Origin of the sequence: Caulobacter sp. Root343, assembly GCF_001425745.1 — a bacterium.
Classification (GTDB): Bacteria; Pseudomonadota; Alphaproteobacteria; order Caulobacterales; family Caulobacteraceae; genus Caulobacter.
The window spans coordinates 377,422-399,068 of record NZ_LMDF01000006.1; the positions used below are offsets into that span (position 1 = coordinate 377,422).

The window sequence follows — 21,647 nt, forward strand, 5'->3', positions numbered from 1 at the left end:
CGCTCTCTGCGGGCGATACGTTGGTAAGAATCTCGTGCTAAGGCGGGGGCTTACAGGATTGGGGGAGCAAATGGCGGAAAAGCGCCGAAGGTCTTCGAGGCGACGTACATCCACTGGGCAGAAGCTGCGCCAAGAGGCAAAAATCCGAAAGATTATTTGGATTTCGGCGGGAGTGGCGATTGCACTTGCCATCATCGTCATCTTTTTGCGCTACCAGATACTTTCAATTACGTAGCGATGCGGCGAAGCGTCTTTAATTTCGGGATCGGGGGCTGGTAGTGGCTGCTGTTATTTTTGGTGCGAGCGGATTTATTGGCACGCGCCTAACTCAGCGCCTGGCCGCGCAAGGAGTTGATGTGGTCGCGGTGGATATCTTGCCGCCGCGCGTAAATCTCCCAGGCGTAAAGTATGTGTCGCATGATGTACGGCATGCCATCCCCGCCAATTTGGCTCCGAACGGCGCGACAATCTTCAATCTTGCCGCGGTTCATCGTACGCCCGGCCATCCACCACACGAATACTATGACACGAACGTTTTCGGAGCGCTGAACGTAGCGACATTCGCCGAAAATATTGGCGCCGACCTTGTTGTGTTCACTAGCTCCATATCGGTTTATGGGCCACGAGAAGATGTCGTGGACGAGGCTACGCCACCGGCGCCGACTTCTGACTACGGCCGCTCCAAGCTGATGGCCGAGGCAGTACATCGTCGCTGGGCAAGCGCGGCTAAGGGGCGTCGACTCGTGGTTGTCCGTCCTGGCGTCGTGTTCGGTCCTGGCGAAAAGGGCAACTACAGCAATCTGGCTGGAGCCCTGAAGCGGGGGCTTTTCGCCTATCCCGGACGCAAGACCACGATCAAGAGTGGAGGGTTCGTCGACGAACTGCTCGCTGCGATCGAGTTCGCCATCGAGAAGCAGGAAGCTGAAATCACCTTCAACTTTGCCTACCCGACTGAGAGCACAACCGAAGATATCGTCAAGACTTTTGGTCGGGTTTCCAGTGTTGGCGTGAAGTACCCGATCCTGCCCATCGCCCCGCTGCTGGCGATTGCCTGGGGGTTCGAGGTCTTGTCGAAGCTTGGATTCAAAAATCCGATACACCGGGAACGGATTTGGAAACTAGTGCGATCGACCCGGGTGAAGCCGGGCTGGTTGCTTTCCAATGGCTATGTTTTTGAAACCGATATCGAGGCTGCATTGAAGACCTGGTCGCAGGAGACCCAGGGCACCTTCGCATGAGTGACCGAAACGCGGCATCGCTTGTGGCGACTGAAACTATGGGTGTTTCCCGATCTCTGCTGGTCCTCAGCAATTACTATCATCCGGAACCAACCGGAAGCGCTCCGCCGATTACAGACTTGTCTCTTTGGCTTGCCGAGAACGGCTACGCACCCGAGGTTTTGACGGCCCGTCCAAGCTATCCGAAAAACGCCGTGTACGACGGCTATGAAGCCGGTCAGCTGGACGAAGAGGATTTTCGGGGCGTCCAAGTGCGTCGCGTCAAATCGTTCATCGCGAAATCGCGCGGTATCGTCGGGCGACTTCTTTCGGAAACAAGTTTCGCCCTTGCCGCGCTGCGAGTTCGTCGCCGTCATCAGGGGGTGATTTGCGTTTGTCCCTCCGTCTTCGTCGTCCTGATCGCCCCCATGTTCGTCTCGAAAGACGGTCGAGTGGCGGCGATCGTCCATGACATTCAGTCGGGATTGGCCGCGAACTTGAAGTTCGGGGTAGGGGGGCTGCTGACGGGCGCTCTTCGTCTTCTGGAGGCGTGGTCGCTTAACCGGTGTGACACGGTGATCGCCTTGACGCCCGCGATGGCCGATGAGTTGCGGGGCATCGGCGTTCGGGCTCCCATCGAAGTCATTCCGCCGCAAGTGAATGTTCGCGAAATTCGCCCGATCGAAACTGTTCGCGGAGCGCGCGCGCTCGCCGTCTACTCGGGCAACCTTGGCCGTAAGCAGGGCCTTGACCAAGTGCTGGCGCTGGCGACGGAATTGATGCGCCGCGGCGCGGCTATCGATATCCTTATTCGAGGCGAAGGTTCTGAGCGAGCCGGCCTCGAAGAGCAAGCCCAACGCGAACAGCTGACGAATTTGCGGTTTTCGGACCTAGCCCCGCGGGAAGCGCTGAGCGAGGCAATGGGCGCGGCTGTCCTGCATTTGGTGCCTCAGGCGCCGGGCGGGGCGAATTTCGCGCTGCCAAGCAAGATCTTCTCGATCATGGCCGCCGAACGCCCCTACGTAGCGACCGCCAGCCCAGGCACGCCGTTGGCCTTGGTCACGAACGAGGCCGAGGCGGGACTCTGTGTCGAACCCAATGATCCCGTGGCGTTCGCTGACGCAGTGGAGCATTTGGTGGCCGATTCAGCGGTCGCCGCGAGGTTGGGGCAAGCCGGGCGCCGCTATGTTGAAGCGACCGTCGATCGTGAAGTGGTCTGTCGCAAGATTCTGGCGACGGTCGGATAGGGTTCTACTGCGCTACCGCTCTAGCCGCGTAAGGAGTTCACTTAGAGCTGAGAGGCTTTCGTTCCGCTGTGCGTTGAACGCCGCTAGCGCATGATCGGTGAAACGGTGTTGCCAGGAAGGATGTTTCGCCTGCTCCGAGAGCCAGGTGAAGGCCTCCTCGTCAAAGACTTCCTGTTCGAAGATTCGTCCCGGCGCCTGCGCATGATCACACCCAATGCAGCCAATGTTGGTCGCTAGGATGGCGGCTCCATGCGCCAGGGCCTCCAGCAGTACAAGCGGCTGGGCTTCATTGGGATAGGCGGTCGGAAAAACGAACACGTGGACTCTGCGGTAGAAGCTTTCCTTCTCAGCGCCGTAGAGCGGTCCGGCCCATTGAAACGATGTGGGGTAAGCGGCGATCATCGACTGGATAGCCGTGTGCACTTCCTCGTCATGGCACGGCCCGGCCATTTCGGCGGAGACATCGACGCCGGCCTCTCTGAGGCGGCGGAATAGTTCGATGAATCGGAGCGCGCCCTTCGCAACAGTGAGGTTCGAGAGGTGGCCAATGGTTAGGTTGATAGGCTTCTCGACCGAAGTCGCCGCTGACGACATGAAGGCATTGGGGAGCACAAAGCCTTCGGCCCGCGCGGCTCGCCAATTCTTCTCGTATTGCGCCGCAAAGCGCTCGTGCATGCCCGAGCAGAGCATCACGTGAACCGTTCTCTCCGGTGCGGCGGCGATCAGCCGATCCATCAGAGGAAAGTAGCGGTCGATGTACGAGAAATTATGGTGGTGAAAGACCACCTGATAACCCAACCATCGCGCAATTGAAGCAATGACGATATTGAGAGCCAGACCCTTCTGGCTGTCTGTTGGCATATAAAGGGTTTTCGCGCCGAGCCGTTTCAGCCGTACGAGCGCGGCCGCCGCTGTGGCCGTACGCAGGGCCCGAACGGGCAGCTTCGCCCAGGAGGGGCCTCCCGCCGGCGGCCCGACGTTGGTGACGCAGAGGAGAAGGTTTCGCTCGGAGAAGAGGTCGACCATCCTCTGGCTGACGGCGGACAGCCCGGTGACGGGAGGCGGAAGTTGGGCGACGGCGACAACCGACGGCGAGCGGACAGTCATGCGTCGGCGAAGTGCTTCAGCCCCGCCTTGGCGAGGGCGCGCTTGATGTGGTGATTGCGTAGAGCGTGCGTGTTCTTGAGCGCGCGGCGGAACGCCTGTTCTTCCTCTGCCCTCAAGATGACTTCAGTGGGGAGCTGTGGCGGTTCGGCATTGTGCCATTGCAGTGGCTGAGGCGCTGCGACGAAGCGCTTAAGCGGGCCGAGCGTGCTGTGCGTACCGCTCCCGTCCAAACCCGTGTTGCGGACCAGCGAACGCGGCGGCATCAGCGTTAAGCCTTGGTTCCTGAACACGCTCCAGGACCAACGGATGCCCCAGCTGTCGATCCTACCTGACATCTGCTTCTGCAGCATGTCGGCGAATGGGTAGACCCCGCCCGCGTCGAAAGCCGTGCGAATTTCCGGATTGTCGATCAAATCCCGCCATCCGTTGGCCTCGGCATCGAACTTTTTCCAGGCTCGCTCCCAGGTGCCCCATCCCCAGGTGGTGGCGAAGCGCTGGAATGTCCCGTTCTGGCGCTGGGCGAATTCCGGCACACGATATTGATATGCGCTGATCTGCATGACGCGTTCGTCGTCGACATAGGCGTTGAGGCCGGCGTTCAGCCAGGCGAGGGCCGAGGGTTGCAGAACGAGATCGTCTTCGACGACGATGACCTTGCCCGCCCGTCGCGTGATCTCGGTGACCGCGCCGATGATGGAGTTCGCGAGGCCCATGTTGATGGGACGTTCGACGAGCGTCATGTTTGGCGTCTTGCGGCTGCGGAGGAGTTGCCGAACCTCGTTCACCCCCGCCTCGTCCGACGCTCGGCGAGGGCCATCTGAATAGGCGATCACCTCCGAGGCCGCGAATTCGGGGCACTGTTGAAGGGCGTCAAGCGTGGCTGCCAGGTGGTGCGGGCGGCGAAACGAGAAGATGGCGATCGGGGCTAGCTCGCCCATAAAAACTTGCTCCTCTCTCGAACATCGAGACACGCCGCAGTTAAGCGATCTGGTAGGATAGAAGGTGTAGCGTGTAAATGCCTGACTATCGGTTCGGGGATAGAAAATGAAGCCAAGTGATCGTGCATCGACAGTAACGTTGCGTGATCGACTTCATTGTCGAATTTCCTTTCGGAAAGAGTGATTTTCGCCGGCGCCAGAGACCTGATCGGCTGCGATTGGTTAATGGCGTTTCGATCGGTTCGCCTATGAATTCCCGCACACGTATATCGCGAGAGACCAAAGCTCAATTCTACCAAAACCATGACATTCATTTGAGTGTCTGATGACGCTCGTTCGAGCAAACGCGAAGAGTTTGGCGGCAATTTTATCTAGGCGCTTGTCCTGTGCGGCCTCGCGCGTTAGCAGGAGGCTGAACAGCCGCGATGGCGCGCGCTGCACATAATCTCGTGTGGGGGCATGGCGCGGCTTTTGATCGCCGTCGACGGTGACGATGGACACCGTCGCGAATATATCGCTCTGTTTCAAGAGATGGCCGCGACCGGCGGGGTTACGTACGAGACTCGAGCGCTCCGTTTCTCGGATGTGTTCGCGTCCGGGGCGCTCTTTTCGCCGATGCTCGAAGAACATACCGCCAAGTTCCTGATCGTCGCCATCTTCAGGGCGCTCCTGGGGCGACGCAGTTGCGCTCTGATGTTCCGTCCCGGAGAAGCGGTGCGCTCGTCCGCCCCGCGACACCTGGTCAAGAAGATGCTGCTGAAGGTCGCCAAGGCCCTGCCGACCGTGACCGTGGCGACCATCATGCCGTTCGAGCTGGATCCCGCGTTCGCCGGGATCGCGGACGGCTGGATCTACGATCCCCAGCTTTGGGACTTGGCTCCCGATGAGGACGCCCACGGTTCCGATCTAGCGCGAACTGTCCGCGAGCAGGCCGCCGGACGGGCCGTGGCCGTCGCCTTGGGCGGACAGAGTCGCGACAAGGGGTTCGACTTCCTGGCCGACGTGTGGGCCGCTCGGCCGGGCGTCCGTGACCGCTGGCTGTTCGTCGCCGCGGGCAAGGTCGCGTCAGGGTCTCGCGAGAAGGCCGATCGTTTCGCCGACCAACAGGGTTTGCTCGTCGATCGCTTCGTCACCGATGCGGAACTGCGCGATCTCTATCGTGAAGCCACGGTCGTCTGGGGCTGCTATTCGCCAGACTACGATCAAGCCTCGGGCATCTTTGGCCGCGCGGTGCAGACCGGGCGGCCGATCGTCGTGCGCGAGGGCGCCTACGTCGAGCGCCTCGCGGAAATCCTGGAGCATCCGATGTTGGCCATCCCGTGGAACGATACCGAGGCGGCCGCCGCGGCGCTCGCGTCTCCGCCCGCGGCGGTCGATAAGCCCGCGACAAAGGTCGCGACGATGCGCGAGCGCAGCATCGCGACCCTGTCCCACGCCTTAGGTCTGCCGCTGGCGGGGAGCGCGTCGTGAGCTTGGGAGGTCTCAAGCGCAACGCGACCTGGAACCTGCTCGAAGTGCTCGTCTCGAGCGTCGTGCTTTTCGTGCTGTATCGCCTGATCCTGAAGCACTTGGGCGTGGCCTCGCTGGGGATCTGGTCTCTGGTGCTGGCGACCACCTCGCTGGCTCGCGTGGCCGATCTCGGCGCCGCCGGCGGGTTGGGCCGCTATGTGGCGGTTTCCCAGGCGCGTGGCGGCCGTTCGGACGACGCGCTGATCTATGTCGAAACCGCCCTGCTGACCAATGTCGGCTTCTATCTGGTCCTGGGCCTTCTCCTCTACTGGCCGGCCTGGTGGGGGCTGGGCTTGAGCATTCATGGGCCGGCCATCGAGCAGGCGAGGGCGCTTCTGCCCTTCGCCATCGGCTCCTTCGTCCTGCAGAACATCTCGAACGTGGTGACCGCCGCTCTGATCGGCTTCCACCGGTCGTACCAGAAGAGTATGCTGACCCTGTTGACCCTGATGGTGCAGGCCGGCGTGGCGCTCGCCACGGTCCAGACCCTGGGGCTGCGGGGCGTCGCCCTGGCCCAGATCGTCCAATACGTGTTGCTGGCCTGCGGAGGATGGTTTCTGGTCGTGCGCGCCGCGGGCGTAACGGGGTTCGCCGTGCCCTGGCGAATTCGCATGGCGCCCCTGCGGGAATTGATGGGGTTCGGCCTCCGGCTGCAGGTGCTGAACATCGCCAGCTTCCTGTTCGATCCCTTCACCAAGTTCGCCTTCTCGTCGCTGGGCGGGTTGAGCGCCTTGGGCATGTACGAACTGGCTTCGCGCGGGATCCTTCAGGTTCGTCAGCTCGTCGTGGCGCCCGGCCAGAACCTGACGCCGCTTTTCGCGGCGGCCCACGAGCGTGATCCCGGCGAGATGCGGCGGATCTACGACAGCGCCCTGACCGTGATCGGCGTCGCGTCCAGCGTGGCGATGTTGGGCATGGCGGTAGGGTCTCCAATCCTCAGCCTGATCTGGATGCACCGGATCGACCCGCTGTTCGTGCTCTTTTCCTTCATTCTGGCTGGCGGGTGGTTCTTCAACACCCTCTCGACGCCGGGCTTCTTCCTGGGCATGGGCACGGGACGACTGCGGTGGAACATCGTCGGCAGCCTGATCAGCACCCTAGGCAGCCCTTCTCTCGCCTGGCTTCTGGCGAAGCCGCTCGGCGGGGTAGGGGTGGCCGCGGGCGCCATGATCGCCATCGGCAGCGGCGGCGTCGTCACGTGGGTTCTGAATTGCCGGTCGCTGAACGTTCCAATATGGCCGTCGCGGGAAGCCTGGGCCTGCCTGCTCGCGCGCGTGCCGGGCGCGGGCGGCGCTCTGGCGAAACTTGGGGGACGAGCATGAGACTGATGCACCTTGTTCATACGCCGCGCCATTCGGGCGCCGAGGTGCTGGTCAGGGATCTGTGCTTGCGGCACGCGGCGGACGGCCACGCCTGCGCGGTGGCCGCCTTCGCCCCGTCGGCCGAAGCGTTCAAGCCCGAGCTGGACAAGCTGACCGCCGCCGGCGTGACGCTGGACATTCCGGACGCCGTCCTGGGCGGCGCCGACAGGGCGTGGCGCTACGCCGCCGCCATCCGCGCGTTCAAGCCCGACGTCATCTTCGGCCATTCGGCCCTGCCGGCGATCTATGGCCGCCTGGCCGTCCTGCTGGCGGGCTCCAAGGCCAAGTTCATCTCGATCCTGCACAGTGGCACCGACGACTATGCCGATCGCAAGCTCCGCTGGGGCGAGCGGCTTCTACAGGCCCGCACAGACCAGATCATCGCCGTCTCCCAATCGGCCGCCGACAGCTACCTGCGCCGGCTGAAGGTGTCGCCGCCGATGCGCATCGTCCTGAACGGCGTCGATCTCGATCGCTTCTACGCGGCGCGTGAGCGGCGCGGCGAGATCCGCCAGGCGCTTGACCTTTCGGATATGGACCGGCTGTTGCTGCAGGTCGGGCGGCTCGCGCCCGTCAAGCAGCAGCGCTTCACGCTGGAGGCTGTCACGCCGCTGCTGCGCGAGGATCCCAGCCTGAAGCTGTGGTTCGCCGGCATCGTCGAGGACGCCGACTACGCGGCGGCCTTCGAGGCGGATGTCGCTCGGGCGGGCCTGGGCGACCGGATCCGCTTTCTGGGACCGCGCCTCGACGTGCCCGACCTGCTCAGCGCCGCCGACGTGTATCTGATGCCGTCGCTCTCGGAAGCCCACAGCATCGCCTTCCTCGAAGCGATGGCCAGCGGGCCGCCGATGGTGGCGTCGGAGATCGAGAGTTTCGCTTTTGCGAAGGGAATTGAGGGTATCTCGTTGATCGACCTATCCTCGCCCGACGCCGCCGCGAAGTTCGCGAACGCGGTTCGCGAGGCGGGAGGGCGTTACATCCATGCGATGGACGCCTACGATCTGAAGGCGACCGCCGAGCAGTACGCCCTGCTCGCGGAGAGCGTTGTGAAGTCTGGCGCGCGGTGAATTCGATGGTCGCGATTGAAAACATCCGTTCGAGGGGCGCGCGAAAAGCGGCCTCGCCGAGCTTTGCCACGACCCGTCTTCTGATGTGGCTGATGCTGTTGCCGGCGATCGTCGACTATAAACCGAAGGGGGCGCAAGACTGGACGACTATTCTCTACGCGATCCTCTTCGTGATTAGCGCCTGCGCCTCATTCGCCTTAATAGGGCAGTACAGGATGAGGTCAAATCGCGGTGCGATGCTCGCGGGCATCATCGCTTTGGCCTTTGCTGCTGTTACCTATACGAGCGGAATTCTTCGTGGGCAGGACGAAATTGCTCTGCTCCGCGCGATGCCGCCAATTTTGCTATTCAGCCTAGGAATGTTTTCCGCTGCGGCGCTGTCTAATGCGCCCTTCCCACCCGAAGCGATATTCAACGAAATCCAGAAAGCAACCGGCATTGGCCTACTCATTAATTTGATCCTAGTAGCCAGTATCACGGGCATTGATTTCGAAACTATTCGGTATCAAGTTTTGACCGGGGGCGCGCCTCTCGTCTGCGCTAGCATGATAGCGCTACTTATGTTTGGGGGCTGGCGGCCTTGGAGCATCGCGACTTCTCTACTCTATGCGAGTTTGGTTCTCATCTCCATCACTCGTACGCACGTCGTCATTGCTGCCGTCCTAGTTCTGTTCTCGCTGCTCTTCGCAGGCGAGAAAGTCATTAGAGGTAGGGCTCTACCCCTTCAGATTTTGGCCGTTCTAGCCCTTGTTGGGGCTGTCTTGGTAGCCGATGCGGTGCTACCGACCTCGCCGCTGGAGCGATGGACCCAGCGCATTTTCTCGGCTCAAGAGCATCACGGATACGACATCACCGCAGTGACGCGAGCGGGAGAGACCGGTTATCAGATCGGAAAATTGAAGGAGTCCGTGCCTGGCCTAATGTTTGGATACGGCGCGTCAGCCAGTAACTTCTACGACGGCGAGAACGCTCGGATTATTGCGCTCCTGCTTGGAAAGAAGTCGGCCTACTGGACGGAAACCGGTGTCGGTCACAATAACTATGTGGGTACAATATATATTGGCGGCATTATTTTCGGCGGCGCGCTTCTGCTACTTCAAGTAAGATCTCTGCTAAAATCGATTTCCATCTTCAGAGCGCTGAAAAAGCACGATTTGGACGCGCACCGTTTGGCATCGATCGCTTCGATGCCACTAGGCGTCGTTGCGTTCATGGCCTTTGGCTTTCTCGGCGGAACGATGGGAAGCCGCTCCGCATGCCTACTCTTTGGGCTAGCAATCGGTTTCAGTTTCTGGATCGCCAAGAGACTCAAGACGGCCTCTTAGCGCTCTATGCTTCTATCGCGAGAGCGCTTTTCTAAGGCGTTTCCGTGCAGGCTCCTCCACGAGCGCGTGTGAAGCGAGACTCAGGCCTATCAATCCGAGAAGGATGAGCTGCCAGGGCGCCTTGATGCCGAACGCCAGTAGGAGTGAGAGGCAGGGTACGTGCAAGATGTAAAGCGAGTAGCTCGCCTCGCCCAGTTTCCCGAAGCCGCGGTTCGCCAAAATGCTGCTGACTATCGATAGTCTCAAGTTGGCGGCGGAGAGAATGAGGACGGCGAAGATCGGCTCCAGTATAACGTACATGGGATTTACTGGATGCCAAGCCGAGATGAGCCCGATTACAACCAGACTCCCTAAGAAAATCCAGGTGCTATTGTTGCGAATAAAGTTAATTTTCTTTTCGACGTGAAAATATCCAAGTGTGACGCCGATAAAGAAGTCTGGAAAGTGCGTTAGCGGGAATTGAGATATCAAGAAATTTGTTTTTCCGCCGATCATCTTGAGCGCGCAGATGATGAAAATCTGAGTTCCAAAAAGAGCTATGGCCAAAGTTATTGGGCGCGCGCCGTCTCGGAAGACTCTTTTACTGATCCAAGGAAAGGTCGCATAGAAGAAGGCTTCGCACGAGATGCTCCAAGCAGGGCCGTTCCACGGTTGATTGAGCACGGCAAACGGCAGCCAAGCAGCCAGCAGCAGAATTTGCCCGACAAGGCTCAGTCCAAGAAAAAGTCCTGGCCCGGTCGTGAGGTTGTGTATTTTGTATGTTGGTTTTAGAGAGTAGAGATCTAGTGCTGAGCTTAGATTGCCGTTGGAATAGAATGTGATAAATCCAGCAATGGCGACTGTAAGTCCGAGAAGGTGAACTGGGTATATGCGAGCAAAGCGGGCACCCCAGAAACCTCTCGCAGCGGTCGAAGTTTCTATTCTGCGGTAGTTATACGTGAGAATGAAACCAGATAGAATAAAGAAGAAGGATACGGCTGGCCTGCCTCCATCAAAGAAGTCGTGGAGAAAGGTCAGGTTGGCGAAGCCGAGGCCATGAATATGGGAGATCACCACCGTCAGCGCCGCTACAAACCGCAGGGATGTTAGCGGTGCTATCTCGACGTGTTTGACTGTTCGTTGCTCGCTAGGGGCGCCGTTGGTCAGGGGCAAGCTTGCAACAGATAGATTGTCCCTCAAGCTAGAGCCCCGGTGTGCTGACGGAACGCGTCGTAGGCCTGGACAATCCCATCCCTCAGTTCAATCGACGGCTTCCAGCCCATGCCCCGCAGCTTATCCGCGCTCATCAGCTTGCGCGGCGTGCCGTCGGGCTTGGTGGTGTCGGTGACGATCTGGCCCTTGAAGCCCACGACCTCGCAGACCAGCTGGGCCAGCTCCAGGATGGTGACATCCTCGCCCGAGCCGACATTGACGTGTTCGAAGTCCGAATAGGTCTTCATCAGGAACACGCAGGCGTCGGCGCAGTCGTCGGCGTTCAGGAACTCGCGGCGCGGCGTGCCCGTGCCCCAGATCGTGATGCTGTCGGCCCCGGCCAGCTTGGCCTCGTGAGCCTTGCGGATCAGGGCCGGCATCACGTGGCTGCTGTTCAGGTCGAAGTTGTCGCCGATGCCGTAGAGGTTGGTCGGCATGGCGCTGATGAAGTCGCAGCCGTGTTGCCGGCGATAGGCTTGGGCCAGCTTGATGCCGGCGATCTTGGCGATCGCGTACCACTCGTTGGTCGGCTCGAGCGGACCGGTCAGGAGGCTGTCCTCCATGATCGGCTGCGGCGCGAACTTCGGATAGATGCACGACGAGCCGAGGAACAGCACCTTGCCGACACCGCTACGCCAGGCCGCGTCGACGATGTTCGTCTCGATGACCAGGTTGTTGTAGAGGAAGTCGGCCGGATAGGTGTCGTTGGCCAGGATGCCGCCGACCTTGGCCGCCGCCATGAAGACGGCGTCGGGCTTTTCCTTGTCGATCCAGGCCTCGACCGCGCTCTGGCGCTCGAGGTCTAGGACATCGCGGCCGGCGGTGATGATCTCGCAGCCTTCAGAAGCCAGGCGCCGCACGATGGCGGAACCGACCATCCCACGATGGCCGGCCACCCAGACGCGCTTGCCTTCCAGAGGAAACAGAACTTCCGCGGCGTTGGACGAGGCAGAATTCACTAGTCGGTCTTCCTTGCTATGACGAACACCGAGCCGGGCGCGAATTTCCGCGCGAACGTGGGCCGGTAGTAGGTCGCGTTAAAAGCGGTCGCCTCCGAGAATATCCAGTCGGCGAGGCAGTAGGATTGGTGGCGGAACGGGAACTTGAGCTTCAGTTTTCCGGTCGCGACCCCCAGCGGGGAAAACATGCAGTGCCGCCATCTGACGATGGCGTATCCGCTGTTTTGAAGCGTGCGCCGTAGCCAGCCTTCCGGTAGGCCTCGTTCGTTCGGCGTCAGACCGGCCCGGGGTTCCCACCACTTGCCCATGGAGCTGATGGGCTCCCGCAGGACCAGCAGCCCATCCTTTCGCAGCACGCGCGCGCTTTCGCGGATCACGTGGCTGACATTGGGAATGTGGTGGAGCACGCCCAGGGAAACGAAGAGGTCCGCGGCGCGCGAGGCGATCGGCATCGTTCCCTGAATGTCTGGCGCGAAGAACTCAGCGGGCTTGCCTCCTATTTCCGACGTCCACCACTTCTCGGCCGGCTCGATCGCGATGTACCGATCGACGGCCTTGGAGAGTGGGGCGACGTCGGCCCCAGTCGCGCATCCCAGCGCGACGCACGTCTCCCAATGCCGGCTTTCGACATAACCGAAAGCGTGGAGATGGTTCAGGGTTTCGTATTGGTAGGTCTCGGCCTCGTGAGACGCGGCACCGTCCGAATAATATTTCGTCGCTAGATCGTAATAGCCCGATTTCTCGGACTGATACCAATCTTCTAAGCCTTTGAGCGGGAGATCATCTCCCCACAACGCTTCTCCGGACAAATACTCTTTGGACGGCACCATGGTACATCCTCCCGAGTGAGGCCGAGATGTTACTCGGCGTTTCGACGTTTCTCCCTGGCGACATTGATCATGTCGGCCGCGACCATTTCAGCGCACAGCTGTTCCCACTTGGTTTCGTGAACCCAGCCGAGCTTTTCCTTGGCCTTGGTCGGGTCGCCGATCAGCAGCTCGACCTCGGTCGGACGGAAGTAGCGCGGGTCGACCTCGACCAGCACCTTGCCGGTTTCGGCGCAGACGCCCTTTTCGTCGATGCCCGTGCCCGACCAGTTGATCGTGATGCCGACTTCCGAAAAGGCCTTGGCGACGAAGTCGCGGACCAGGGTGGTTTCGCCGGTGGCCAGGACGTAGTCGTCGGCCTGTTCCTGCTGCAGCATCAGCCACATGCCGCGGACATATTCGCGGGCGTGGCCCCAGTCGCGCTTGGCGTCCATGTTGCCCAGGTACAGCTTGTCCTGGAAGCCCTGCTTGATGGCCGCGACGGCGCGGGTGATCTTGCGGGTGACGAAGGTCTCGCCGCGCAACGGGCTCTCGTGGTTGAACAGGATGCCGTTGCTGGCGTGGATGCCATAGGCCTCGCGGTAGTTGACCACGATCCAGTAGCTGTAGAGCTTCGCGGCGGCGTACGGGCTGCGAGGATAGAAGGGCGTCTTCTCGCTCTGCGGCACTTCCTGCACCAGGCCGTACAGCTCCGAGGTCGAGGCCTGATAGAACTTGGTCTTCTTTTCCAGGCCCAGGATGCGGATGGCTTCCAGCAGGCGCAGGGTGCCGGTGCCGTCGGCGTTGCTGGTATATTCCGGTGTTTCGAAGCTGACCTGCACGTGGCTCTGGGCGGCGAGGTTGTAGATCTCGTCCGGCTGGGTCTGTTGCACGATCCGAATCAGGTTCGTGCTGTCCGTCATGTCGCCGTAGTGCAGCACGAAGCGCGGATTGGCTTCATGCGGGTCTTGGTAAATGTGCTCAAGGCGTCCGGTGTTGAACGACGACGACCGCCGCTTCACGCCGTGAACCGTATAACCCTTCGACAGCAGCAACTCCGAGAGATACGCGCCGTCTTGACCGGTCACGCCCGTGATGAGCGCGACCTTACCATTGCTTTCAACCGTCATAAGATCCCCACCTTCGAGAACGCAGCTATTCCGCTTAGCGTAGTGGCGTCTTAGCGTAAGCTTTTCGTTGATGCGACCTTGTTATTGCGCCGCAGCGTCAAAAGTTGTGATTGAACGTCAAACGGGCGCCATTAACCGTCACCGGTAGTTCGCAGGCGATCGGCGACGCGACATCGGATTGTCGTGTGCTTCGGCTAAGATCGCAACTGGGCGACGTCTATTCTTGAATCTCAAGATCATGGCTTGAGCTCAGGCAGATCGGTTTTTCACAGCGCTATTCTTACTGGTCGCGTAGCGGCGAGGCCTGAGGCGTTCAAGCGCAGTCTTTGATCACTTCCAGTTCCGCCTCTTCACGAAGCGCGAACGTTTCCGCCTTGGGGGGCTGCGCCAAAGACGGCGCGATCGCGCCATCGACCAGTTGCCGGACACCCGTCACGAACTGGGACACGTCACCGCGCCCGGCGATCCGAAGGGCCGCGAGGGCCATCGACCGCCATGTGCTTTCGTCAGTGCTCAGCAGGCGCATGAAATAGGCGAGGCCCTCGACGTTGGTGGGTTCGAAAATGAACCCATTGACGCCTGTTTCGACCAGGTGGTCGCGCGCGCCGCAGTTGTCGGAGACGAGAACCGGCACGCCCATCGAAAGCGCTTCTGGAATGACTTGGCCAAACTGCTCTTCCACACTTGGAAGGATCAGCACCAGCGTTTGGGCCAGGATGCGGCAAACCTCCTCAGTCTGTGCGAAGCCTTTGAAATCGACCAGGCTCGAGACGCCAAGATCCTTTGCAAGAGCCTTGAGCTCAAACTCCAAGGGTCCCGAGCCGCAGATGACGAGCTTTCGCGCTTGCCCGGCGCGCGCTAGGATGGCCAGGGCGCGAAGGGCCAGCGCGATGTTCTTCTTGGGTAGCAGGCGGGCCACGATTGTGAAATGACGGCCCTCGAACGCGGCGCCGTCGGGCGCCGGCGGAGCCTTGGCTAGATCGCGAATTCGCGCGACCGAGATCGAGTCATAGCCGTGCGCGATGCGATCCTTCCGAATGCCGAAAAATCGCAGGTAGTCCGCCGAGCGACGGCTGGCCGCTAGCGCCCCCTGATAGGGGAGGAAAAAGAGGGACTTCGCGACTTCACGCCAGAGTTCACGAGGATAGTCGTCGAATTTCGAGTCGTTCATCGTGAACACCCGAACGCCCATGGCTCGTGCGAGCGTCGCGGCGAGGAAAATTTCCGCGCGTTGGTAGTGGCAGAAGAAGACCGCTTCCGGGCGAAGCCTGGCGATCACGGCGGCGATTCGCCAGGGGGACCATGCCTTGGGATCTGCGCGCGCCGCGAGCGTAATCTTCTCGAACTTTTGGCTGGATGCACTGATCCAGTCGTAATCGGTGCTTTCACTCAGGACTTCGAGCCCGATCACGCGGCGCGACGGCATGGCGTGTGCGACCGCCTCGCAGCGATCGACATGCAGAGGTCCGAAGTTCTCCCATAAGAAAATGAGCGGCCGCTGGCCCGCAATCTTACTCACCCATGCCCCCCGGCAAGTTCATTGCGATTTAGCAGGAACTCTCGCGGCGCGTCGAACAAAGTTCTCGGATGCGGCAAATCGCCCGCAGATACTGTTGTTAGCGGCATGGTTGTATTTGCCGAAGATCGCCCAAGGATAGAGCGGTGAATAGTGGCCGGTGGAACGTTTGTCGTGTCCATAACCGAGCCTGAATCCAAGCTTGAACCTGTGCATTACCCATCTGGGTTTTGCGGATGGCAGTCGCGCTGCATGGTAATGACGTCGCCGAACGCGGGGGCCCTCAGCAATATTTTCAGTCTAGACGAGCGCCAAATTGAGAGGGCGCGCGTTTGGAAAGACGGGGGTCAGGCGGGCCTGGCCTAGTTGGAACTGGCTAGCGATGATCCCGCCTATCAACGCGCGATAGTCGGTCAATAGAGGCAGATCTCGCGCTTGGTTTAAGGCCGCTTGGGCGAGCTTCGCCTGCGCGCCCGCCATTCGTCCGCCCCTGACAGAGCCGCCGAGCACCCAATAGACACTCCCGTGTCCATGGTCGGTGCCCTTGTCTCCGTTCTCCTTAAATGTGCGGCCAAACTCCGAAAGCACCACGACCGTAGTTTTGGCCCACGTCTCGGATCCTATTTCCTCCGCCAGCGCCGCCAATCCATGTCCAAGCTGCCCTATGCGATCGGCGAGAACTCCTTTTGCCCCGCCCTGGTTCACGTGGGTGTCCCAGCCGCCGACGTCGAGGAAGGCGAGATTGTAGTCTGCCTTCATCAGGCGGGCGACACGACGGGCCGCTAGTTCGAAACCGCTAGGCGATACGGCATTGCGATTGGCTGCTTCCATCTCGCCGGCCAAGGTGGAGTAGGCCTTGTCGCGAACCGAGAAGCCTTCGGCGATGGCAACCTGAAGATCGTGTCCCTGGTACATGTCCTGGATCAGCTTGGCTTGGCGATCATCCACACCCGGTTTGCTCACGGAAGCAACGGCAAGGTTCGGGACGGCCGCGGCGCCGTGAAAGGCCAGCGGAGGCTGAGATGTAAAGGCGATCGGCCGCGAACCCGAGAGTTCCTGCGCCAGGCGGGCCATGAAGCCCGATCGATAGTTGCGCGCCGCGCCGACCGGCTGGCCCAGCTCGATGGTATCCTGTGTCTCGAAATGGCTGCGGGTCAGGTCGTCGGTTCCTGCGAACGGGACGAAGGCGATCTGCTTCCTCTGCCAGAGAGGATAGATGCTGTCCTTCAGCGCGGGGTGCAGGCTCCACTGGCCATCAAGCGGCAGCGCGGCGTTGGGATTGGTCTGATCGGGTCGCGCGATCGCGATGGTGGGACGGCTCTCGTAGTAAAAGTCGCTATAGGTGGGGATCACCACGTTGATCGCGTCGTAGCCGCCGCGAAGGAAGATCACTAGGAAACGCTGGTCTGTGACCGGGGTGCTCCAGGCGTGGCCGGCGACAGCGGTGGTGGCGGAAACGGCGAGACTGGCGGTCAGGAAATCGCGTCGACGCATGACGGAGGCCTCATCGATGCAGGAATTCGGGGGACGAAAGGAACAGGGTGTTCCACTCCGCCGGCGTCCGCGCCTGAATTAGGGCGGTCCTGGTCTGAACGCTCAGTCTGGCCTGGGTGCTCGAATAGAAGAGTGAGTTCTGCAACTGGGGAAACGCGGGCTGGTCTTCCGCGCCGTCGGGCTTGAATAGGCCGGCGGAGCTGGAGCCCACTAGGCGCGCCACCTCGAACATTGCCGTGAGCTGGCCAGGTCCCGACCATGCCGTATCTTCCAGAGGATAACCGTCCGGCGTATCGCGGCCATAAAGACTCTGGCCCATCCGGTTGATCCAGCCTTGCAGCGGCGCGGAGTTGGCGATCGGTCGGCCATCATACGCTAGGCGCACGGCCGAGACCGCATAGTGGATCGGATCCTTTACTTTCTTGCCCAGGGAAGCCTTGAACTCGGTCGATTTGAACAGGACTTCCAAAACATCGGCGATGTCGCCATCGCTGCGCAGGAAGGTGGCCGTCATTCGGTCGATCAGTTTCGGCGGCGCCTCGTCCATGAAATAGACGGCCAGCTTGGTCGAGACGTGCTTGGCGGTGGCGGGTTGGCTCGAGAGGATGTCGAGGGTCTCTTCGAACTCTGAAAGCCCGGCTCCGGCGATTTTGCGGCCTAGCACCATCTTCTCACCGAAGTCATGACGCGCCGGATTGAACTCCATCAACCCACGACGGACATAGAGCGCTTGCTGTTCAGGCTTCAGTTTGGGCGCGTCGGGTGAAAGGCTAACGCCGACGCCGGTTAGCACGCGGGCCATCTCCTCAACGTCCTTCTGGGTGTAGCCAGAGCCGACACCCATCGTGTGCAATTCGAGGACCTCGCGAGCGTAGTTTTCGTTAATATGGCCGACCGCATTCTGATCATTGTCGAGATAGCGCAACATCGCCGGATGTAGATCAGCGGCCTTCAGCAGATCGCGAAACTTGCCCAGGGCATTCGCTCGTATTGCCTTGTCTTCATAGTCAGCAACCATGGTGCGGATATCGCGCTTGTCGGCCTGAACATTGAAATGGTTGAACCAGAACCAGGTCATTTGTTCTTGCAACTGATTCGGAGAGTAGAGATCGCGCAGTAGCGAACGGGCGGTCGCCTGCTGCTTCAGATCTTGCATGCCCTTGCCGTAAGCCTGCTGGGCTGCCAGGCGCGCGGTCGGCTCTTCTATCTTAACCGCCGCCCTACTCTGGGCATCCATGGAGGGAGCGATCTGCTCCATAGGTTCGCGTGAGATGCGCATTGCGTCGATCTGCACTTGGACCTGAGGGGGCAGAGTTCCATCCGACGCGGGGCGTAGCTGGCCGCTCAGCCAACGGTCGGGGCCCAGACGGGAGGCGGTCGCCACGGCGTCGGCCGTCCGTCCCCATGTGATGCGATCAACCATAGAAATCGTGTCAAACGGACTCGCGGCGACTGAGAAACCGGGCAATGCGACCGCCAAGCTTAACCCGATGGTTGCAAACTTGAGGCCAGGAGGAATCACCGAGTTCATAGTGGCGATCTCTGCGCTTGAGAGATGTCCATCCGACATTCACGACATGGCGAATTCGTGGCCGCTTTATTGCTACGATTTATCATGGAGTATAAATCAAAGAAGGATAAGAGTTGATGATATAGTTTGTCGGAAATGCTCTATGAGGCGGATATTTTTGCTTATGCGTCGCGGGGCAAGTCTCGCACATGCACGCGAATTTCGTTCCGCTCTCGCTGTAGGCGATTGCAGAAAGAATTGGCCCTAATTCACCGTTGTGTGATTGACAGGGCGGGGGCGCATATAGCTCATGACACAATGCAAGACGGGCGGGCTTTCGATCGTGACCAGAGTTTGGATGTGGTGCGGGGGATCGCCATCCTCCTAGCCATGGGTTGGCATCTCAACGCCTACACTGGCTTACCTCTACTGGATTGGCTTCTTCAGCCGGGCCGTAGTTTCGGATGGGCAGGGGTAGATCTGTTCTTTGTTCTCAGCGGTTTTCTGATCGGGGGCATTGTGCTCAAGGAGCGCGAGGTCAGCGGCCGATTTGACGCTGGCCGTTTCCTTGGGCGGCGGGCGATCCGTTTATGGCCCGTCGTTTGGGTTTTCTTGGCCGCGCAGCTTGTTCTGGCGGACAAATCCTGGACGACCTTCTTGTTTCAAAATCTTTTGCACGTCCAGAACTACTGGGTGTCCTCGATTTCTCATCTATGGTCGTTGGCCGTAGAGGAGCATTTCTACGTCATTTTGGCCGTAGTTTTTCTTCTAATGAATAGTCTTCGAGACATCACGAGGTGGATGTTTTGGGGTCTGTTAGGCGTTATCGCGATCGCGCCTCTATTGCGTGCTGGTGGATTGCTTTTCGGGGCAGACTATCAAGCTCTGCAGTGGCAGACCCAGTACCGCGTGGATGCCCTGGCGTGCGGTGTTCTCCTGTCGCTTGTAAAATTGAAGTGGCCCGATGCTTTTAGAGCGCTTCAAAAGGCTTGGCCGCTGCACGTGGTCATAATCGGTGCTGGGGTGGCCTTCCTGCTGTTATTTGAGAAAGACAGCGAGCTTGGCGCGACATTTGGTTTCACCGTCGCCTATTTGGTATCTGCATCTCTATTGTTGCTTATATACAAAAGCGAGATCATAAGGCGTGGTGGCTTATTCTTTCGACCCCTTTCATTAATAGGGCTTTATTCCTACAGCATGTATGTCTGGCACATGGCCGCTTCCAACTTGGCCGTAAAGCTCGCTGCGAAGGTTGGCTTAGTTTCACCTGCCATTATCGTTCCGCTCAAATATGGCGCAGCGATAGGCGTTGCAATGATGGCCTATTATGCAGTGGAGAAGCCCGTCATGCGGCTTCGCGACAAGATTTTCCCAGCGAAAGTGCACGTTTCGGTTTAATTTTACCTGGCTGAGCGGCCAAGGCTGGCGTTCCGGAAAGTTCGCACCGTCTTGGCATCTAGGACGTTGATCCGACGAACGCTCAGGACTTCCAGATCATTGTAGGTTAACGACCGCAGGCCTCGAAGCTCCTGCTGACAGGAGCCGCTCCTCGTCCTGCGAGGAGCGGCGGTATGATCAAGTTGGGCTGGGCTAGACCGGGTGCCAATCGCCGCACTGGCTATCCCATCCCGCCGACACCCTGACCGAGCGAGCCCACTCATAACCCTTCGCTTCCAAGCAGGCCTGCAGCGCAGCTTCGAAGGTTGCGCTCGCCGCCGCGCCGCCGCTGATGACGGCGGCGACCGCTGCCGCTAATCCGGCTCCAACCACGCACTCATTCACTGCTGACATTTGGCCTGTCGGGTAGATGACTTTTGCGTAGGCGAATTTGGTGCAGGAGCGTCGGTACAGGACCGGTACCTTGGTGCAGATCCCAAGGTGACACTTCACCTTCCACACCGTCTTGGCCTCTGGCCAACCAGAGATCTTAGCCAGATGCCAAACGTGAGCTTCTTCATCTGTCCGAGGCTCGATGTCATAGGTCACGTAAGCAAAAGGCGATGCTTCGCTCTCGGCATTCAGGATGGCGATATCTTCCGCTCGTTCCGCCTCGGTCACGATCGGTTGGTCGAAAACAATTGGATATTCGAGGCGCATGGTTTCCCCCGGAGTGGTTGCGAAGGCAAAGATGATCCATTGAGGATGAGCTGAATGCCGCACCTCAGCATCGCCGATTGTAGGGGGTGATGCCGTCTCGGCTTCAAACGATCCAGCCTAAACGGCCAAGACCAAAGCGCTTGTCGGGTGCAGCGGTCGTCGCGCTTTGACATCTACTCCTGGCACCGAAGCGACCCGAGACACGCGATATGCGATCTCATTCGCGGCTGTGCGCCCCAAACCAACGCTGCTCGCACTGCGAACAGACCAACTCGCCAGTCCGATACCTAAGCGCTTGAAAGTAGTTGGAGGCCCGGCCCGGAATCGAACCGGGGTGCGCGGATTTGCAGTCCGCTGCGTCACCACTCCGCCACCGGGCCATCCGGGCGTCGACGCAAGTCACGTCGGCGGGGGAGGGCGTTCGATACAGGAGCGCTCGCAGCGCTGCAACTTCGAAATCGCCCGATCAGGATCGCCGTCACCAGCTCCTACCGAGCGCGCCAATCGGAGCCCGGTTGAACAAATGCTACGTATCGTCATCATTGTCAACCCCGCCTTCGTCGAAGAGGCGCTCGACCTCATCGCACCGCTCCGTCTGCTCTGGCGTGGCGATTTGCCGGCTTCGAACCTCGCGCGTGGGTGGACGGTTTCACCTCAGCCGACCTCTTGCCCCGCTGATCCGTGATCGCCCGCCAGCGCTGCGGATCTGCGATCGACAGCAGGTGTTCGCCCAACACAAGCGTTCAGTACACGGCGGCCACCGGCGGTGTTCAGCCGCCGCAAGGGCAGGTGAGCTTTACGCTGGAAAACGGGCACAACTATCAATTCATGCTCAGAAAGGGCCAATGGTACCTGCTGGGTTTCGATTATTCCTACGGAACACTGGCCTACGATCCGCCCAGCCTGGGGGCCCAAGGCTATGCCTCAGCGGGCCCTGTCTCTGTTCCCGGGGCCAGCGTCGGGGACATCGTCGAGGTCAGCTTCAGCAATCCACTGACCGGCGGCGTCATACTGACCGCTTTCGTGAGCGCGGCCAACCAGTGCTATGCCGTGTTCTTTAACCCGACGGCCGGGGCCATTGACCTTCCGCCCGGAACGATCACCGTCCAAGCTAGGAAAGCTTCCTGATGTTTGATGCTCGCTATTTTGTCCTGGCGGGCTTCATCACGGTCG

Annotated in this window: 18 protein-coding genes and 1 tRNA gene; 8 read left to right on the forward strand and 11 right to left on the reverse strand. The window is 60.1% G+C overall.

Annotation, left to right across the window (positions count from 1 at the left end; all coding sequences use genetic code 11):
• The first annotated feature begins 278 nt into the window (after positions 1-278).
• Both ASC70_RS24460 and ASC70_RS09445 read left to right on the forward strand, forming a co-directional pair.
• Complete coding sequence (locus ASC70_RS24460; protein ID WP_162247198.1) at positions 279-1,238, forward strand: NAD(P)-dependent oxidoreductase; 960 nt, start codon at positions 279-281, stop codon at positions 1,236-1,238.
• The gene (locus ASC70_RS09445) at positions 1,235-2,464 is read left to right on the forward strand and encodes a glycosyltransferase family 4 protein (RefSeq protein ID WP_082539625.1); all 1,230 of its coding nucleotides are present in this window, start codon (positions 1,235-1,237) and stop codon (positions 2,462-2,464) included. The genes ASC70_RS24460 and ASC70_RS09445 overlap by 4 nt, the downstream gene beginning before the upstream one ends.
• Positions 2,465-2,476: 12 nt before the next feature.
• Here ASC70_RS09445 and ASC70_RS09450 read toward each other — a convergent pair whose 3' ends face one another.
• Positions 2,477-3,571 carry a glycosyltransferase gene (locus ASC70_RS09450; RefSeq protein ID WP_056049318.1) on the reverse strand — a complete coding sequence of 365 codons (1,095 nt, stop codon included), beginning with the start codon at positions 3,569-3,571 and terminating at the stop codon, positions 2,477-2,479.
• The gene (locus ASC70_RS09455) at positions 3,568-4,509 is read right to left on the reverse strand and encodes a hypothetical protein (protein WP_056049321.1); all 942 of its coding nucleotides are present in this window, start codon (positions 4,507-4,509) and stop codon (positions 3,568-3,570) included. The genes ASC70_RS09450 and ASC70_RS09455 overlap by 4 nt, the downstream gene beginning before the upstream one ends.
• A gap of 615 nt (positions 4,510-5,124) precedes the next feature.
• Between ASC70_RS09455 and ASC70_RS09460 the strand changes: the two genes are divergently transcribed.
• From ASC70_RS09460 to ASC70_RS09475, 4 genes are read left to right on the forward strand one after another with little or no spacing between them, the layout of a single operon-like run.
• The gene (locus tag ASC70_RS09460; RefSeq protein WP_156396164.1) at positions 5,125-5,979 is read left to right on the forward strand and encodes a hypothetical protein; all 855 of its coding nucleotides are present in this window, start codon (positions 5,125-5,127) and stop codon (positions 5,977-5,979) included.
• On the forward strand, positions 5,976-7,340 hold the full coding sequence (locus ASC70_RS09465; RefSeq protein ID WP_082539624.1) for a lipopolysaccharide biosynthesis protein: 1,365 nt from the start codon (positions 5,976-5,978) through the stop codon (positions 7,338-7,340). Before ASC70_RS09460 ends, ASC70_RS09465 begins: the two co-directional genes overlap by 4 nt.
• Positions 7,341-7,345: 5 nt before the next feature.
• The gene (locus ASC70_RS09470; protein ID WP_056049331.1) at positions 7,346-8,446 is read left to right on the forward strand and encodes a glycosyltransferase family 4 protein; all 1,101 of its coding nucleotides are present in this window, start codon (positions 7,346-7,348) and stop codon (positions 8,444-8,446) included.
• On the forward strand, positions 8,443-9,771 hold the full coding sequence (locus ASC70_RS09475; RefSeq protein ID WP_156396165.1) for a hypothetical protein: 1,329 nt from the start codon (positions 8,443-8,445) through the stop codon (positions 9,769-9,771). The genes ASC70_RS09470 and ASC70_RS09475 overlap by 4 nt, the downstream gene beginning before the upstream one ends.
• Before the next feature lie 12 nt (positions 9,772-9,783).
• Here ASC70_RS09475 and ASC70_RS24465 read toward each other — a convergent pair whose 3' ends face one another.
• The 7 genes from ASC70_RS24465 to ASC70_RS09510 form a co-directional block, all read right to left on the reverse strand.
• On the reverse strand, positions 9,784-10,950 hold the full coding sequence (locus ASC70_RS24465; RefSeq protein WP_082539622.1) for an acyltransferase: 1,167 nt from the start codon (positions 10,948-10,950) through the stop codon (positions 9,784-9,786).
• Positions 10,947-11,921 (reverse strand): GDP-L-fucose synthase, encoded by a 975-nt coding sequence (locus ASC70_RS09485; RefSeq protein WP_082539621.1) that lies wholly within the window; start codon positions 11,919-11,921, stop codon positions 10,947-10,949. The genes ASC70_RS24465 and ASC70_RS09485 overlap by 4 nt, the downstream gene beginning before the upstream one ends.
• Positions 11,921-12,751 (reverse strand): class I SAM-dependent methyltransferase, encoded by an 831-nt coding sequence (locus ASC70_RS09490; protein WP_056049338.1) that lies wholly within the window; start codon positions 12,749-12,751, stop codon positions 11,921-11,923. The genes ASC70_RS09485 and ASC70_RS09490 overlap by 1 nt, the downstream gene beginning before the upstream one ends.
• Before the next feature lie 29 nt (positions 12,752-12,780).
• Positions 12,781-13,857 carry a GDP-mannose 4,6-dehydratase gene (gene gmd, locus ASC70_RS09495; protein WP_056049341.1) on the reverse strand — a complete coding sequence of 359 codons (1,077 nt, stop codon included), beginning with the start codon at positions 13,855-13,857 and terminating at the stop codon, positions 12,781-12,783.
• Between the two features lie 313 nt (positions 13,858-14,170).
• Positions 14,171-15,376, reverse strand: coding sequence for a glycosyltransferase family 4 protein (locus ASC70_RS09500; protein ID WP_156396166.1), 1,206 nt, complete (start codon positions 15,374-15,376; stop codon positions 14,171-14,173).
• Positions 15,377-15,673: 297 nt separating this feature from the next.
• Complete coding sequence (locus ASC70_RS09505; protein ID WP_056049344.1) at positions 15,674-16,867, reverse strand: DUF1501 domain-containing protein; 1,194 nt, start codon at positions 16,865-16,867, stop codon at positions 15,674-15,676.
• A gap of 10 nt (positions 16,868-16,877) precedes the next feature.
• Positions 16,878-18,398, reverse strand: coding sequence for a DUF1800 domain-containing protein (locus ASC70_RS09510; RefSeq protein ID WP_056049347.1), 1,521 nt, complete (start codon positions 18,396-18,398; stop codon positions 16,878-16,880).
• A gap of 297 nt (positions 18,399-18,695) precedes the next feature.
• Between ASC70_RS09510 and ASC70_RS09515 the strand changes: the two genes are divergently transcribed.
• Entirely contained in the window at positions 18,696-19,775 is a 1,080-nt protein-coding gene (locus tag ASC70_RS09515) for an acyltransferase (RefSeq protein WP_162248009.1), read from the forward strand.
• A 192-nt stretch (positions 19,776-19,967) separates the two neighbouring features.
• Here ASC70_RS09515 and ASC70_RS09520 read toward each other — a convergent pair whose 3' ends face one another.
• Together ASC70_RS09520 and ASC70_RS09525 are read right to left on the reverse strand one after the other, a co-directional pair.
• The gene (locus tag ASC70_RS09520; RefSeq protein ID WP_056049352.1) at positions 19,968-20,474 is read right to left on the reverse strand and encodes a hypothetical protein; all 507 of its coding nucleotides are present in this window, start codon (positions 20,472-20,474) and stop codon (positions 19,968-19,970) included.
• Positions 20,475-20,780: 306 nt separating this feature from the next.
• Positions 20,781-20,854: transfer RNA gene (locus ASC70_RS09525), tRNA-Cys, on the reverse strand.
• A gap of 301 nt (positions 20,855-21,155) precedes the next feature.
• On the opposite strand from ASC70_RS09525, the gene ASC70_RS09530 reads away from it, so the two are divergent.
• A complete protein-coding gene (locus tag ASC70_RS09530) occupies positions 21,156-21,602 on the forward strand; it encodes a hypothetical protein (RefSeq protein WP_156396168.1) in 447 nt (148 codons plus the stop codon).
• Positions 21,603-21,647 lie beyond the last annotated feature (45 nt).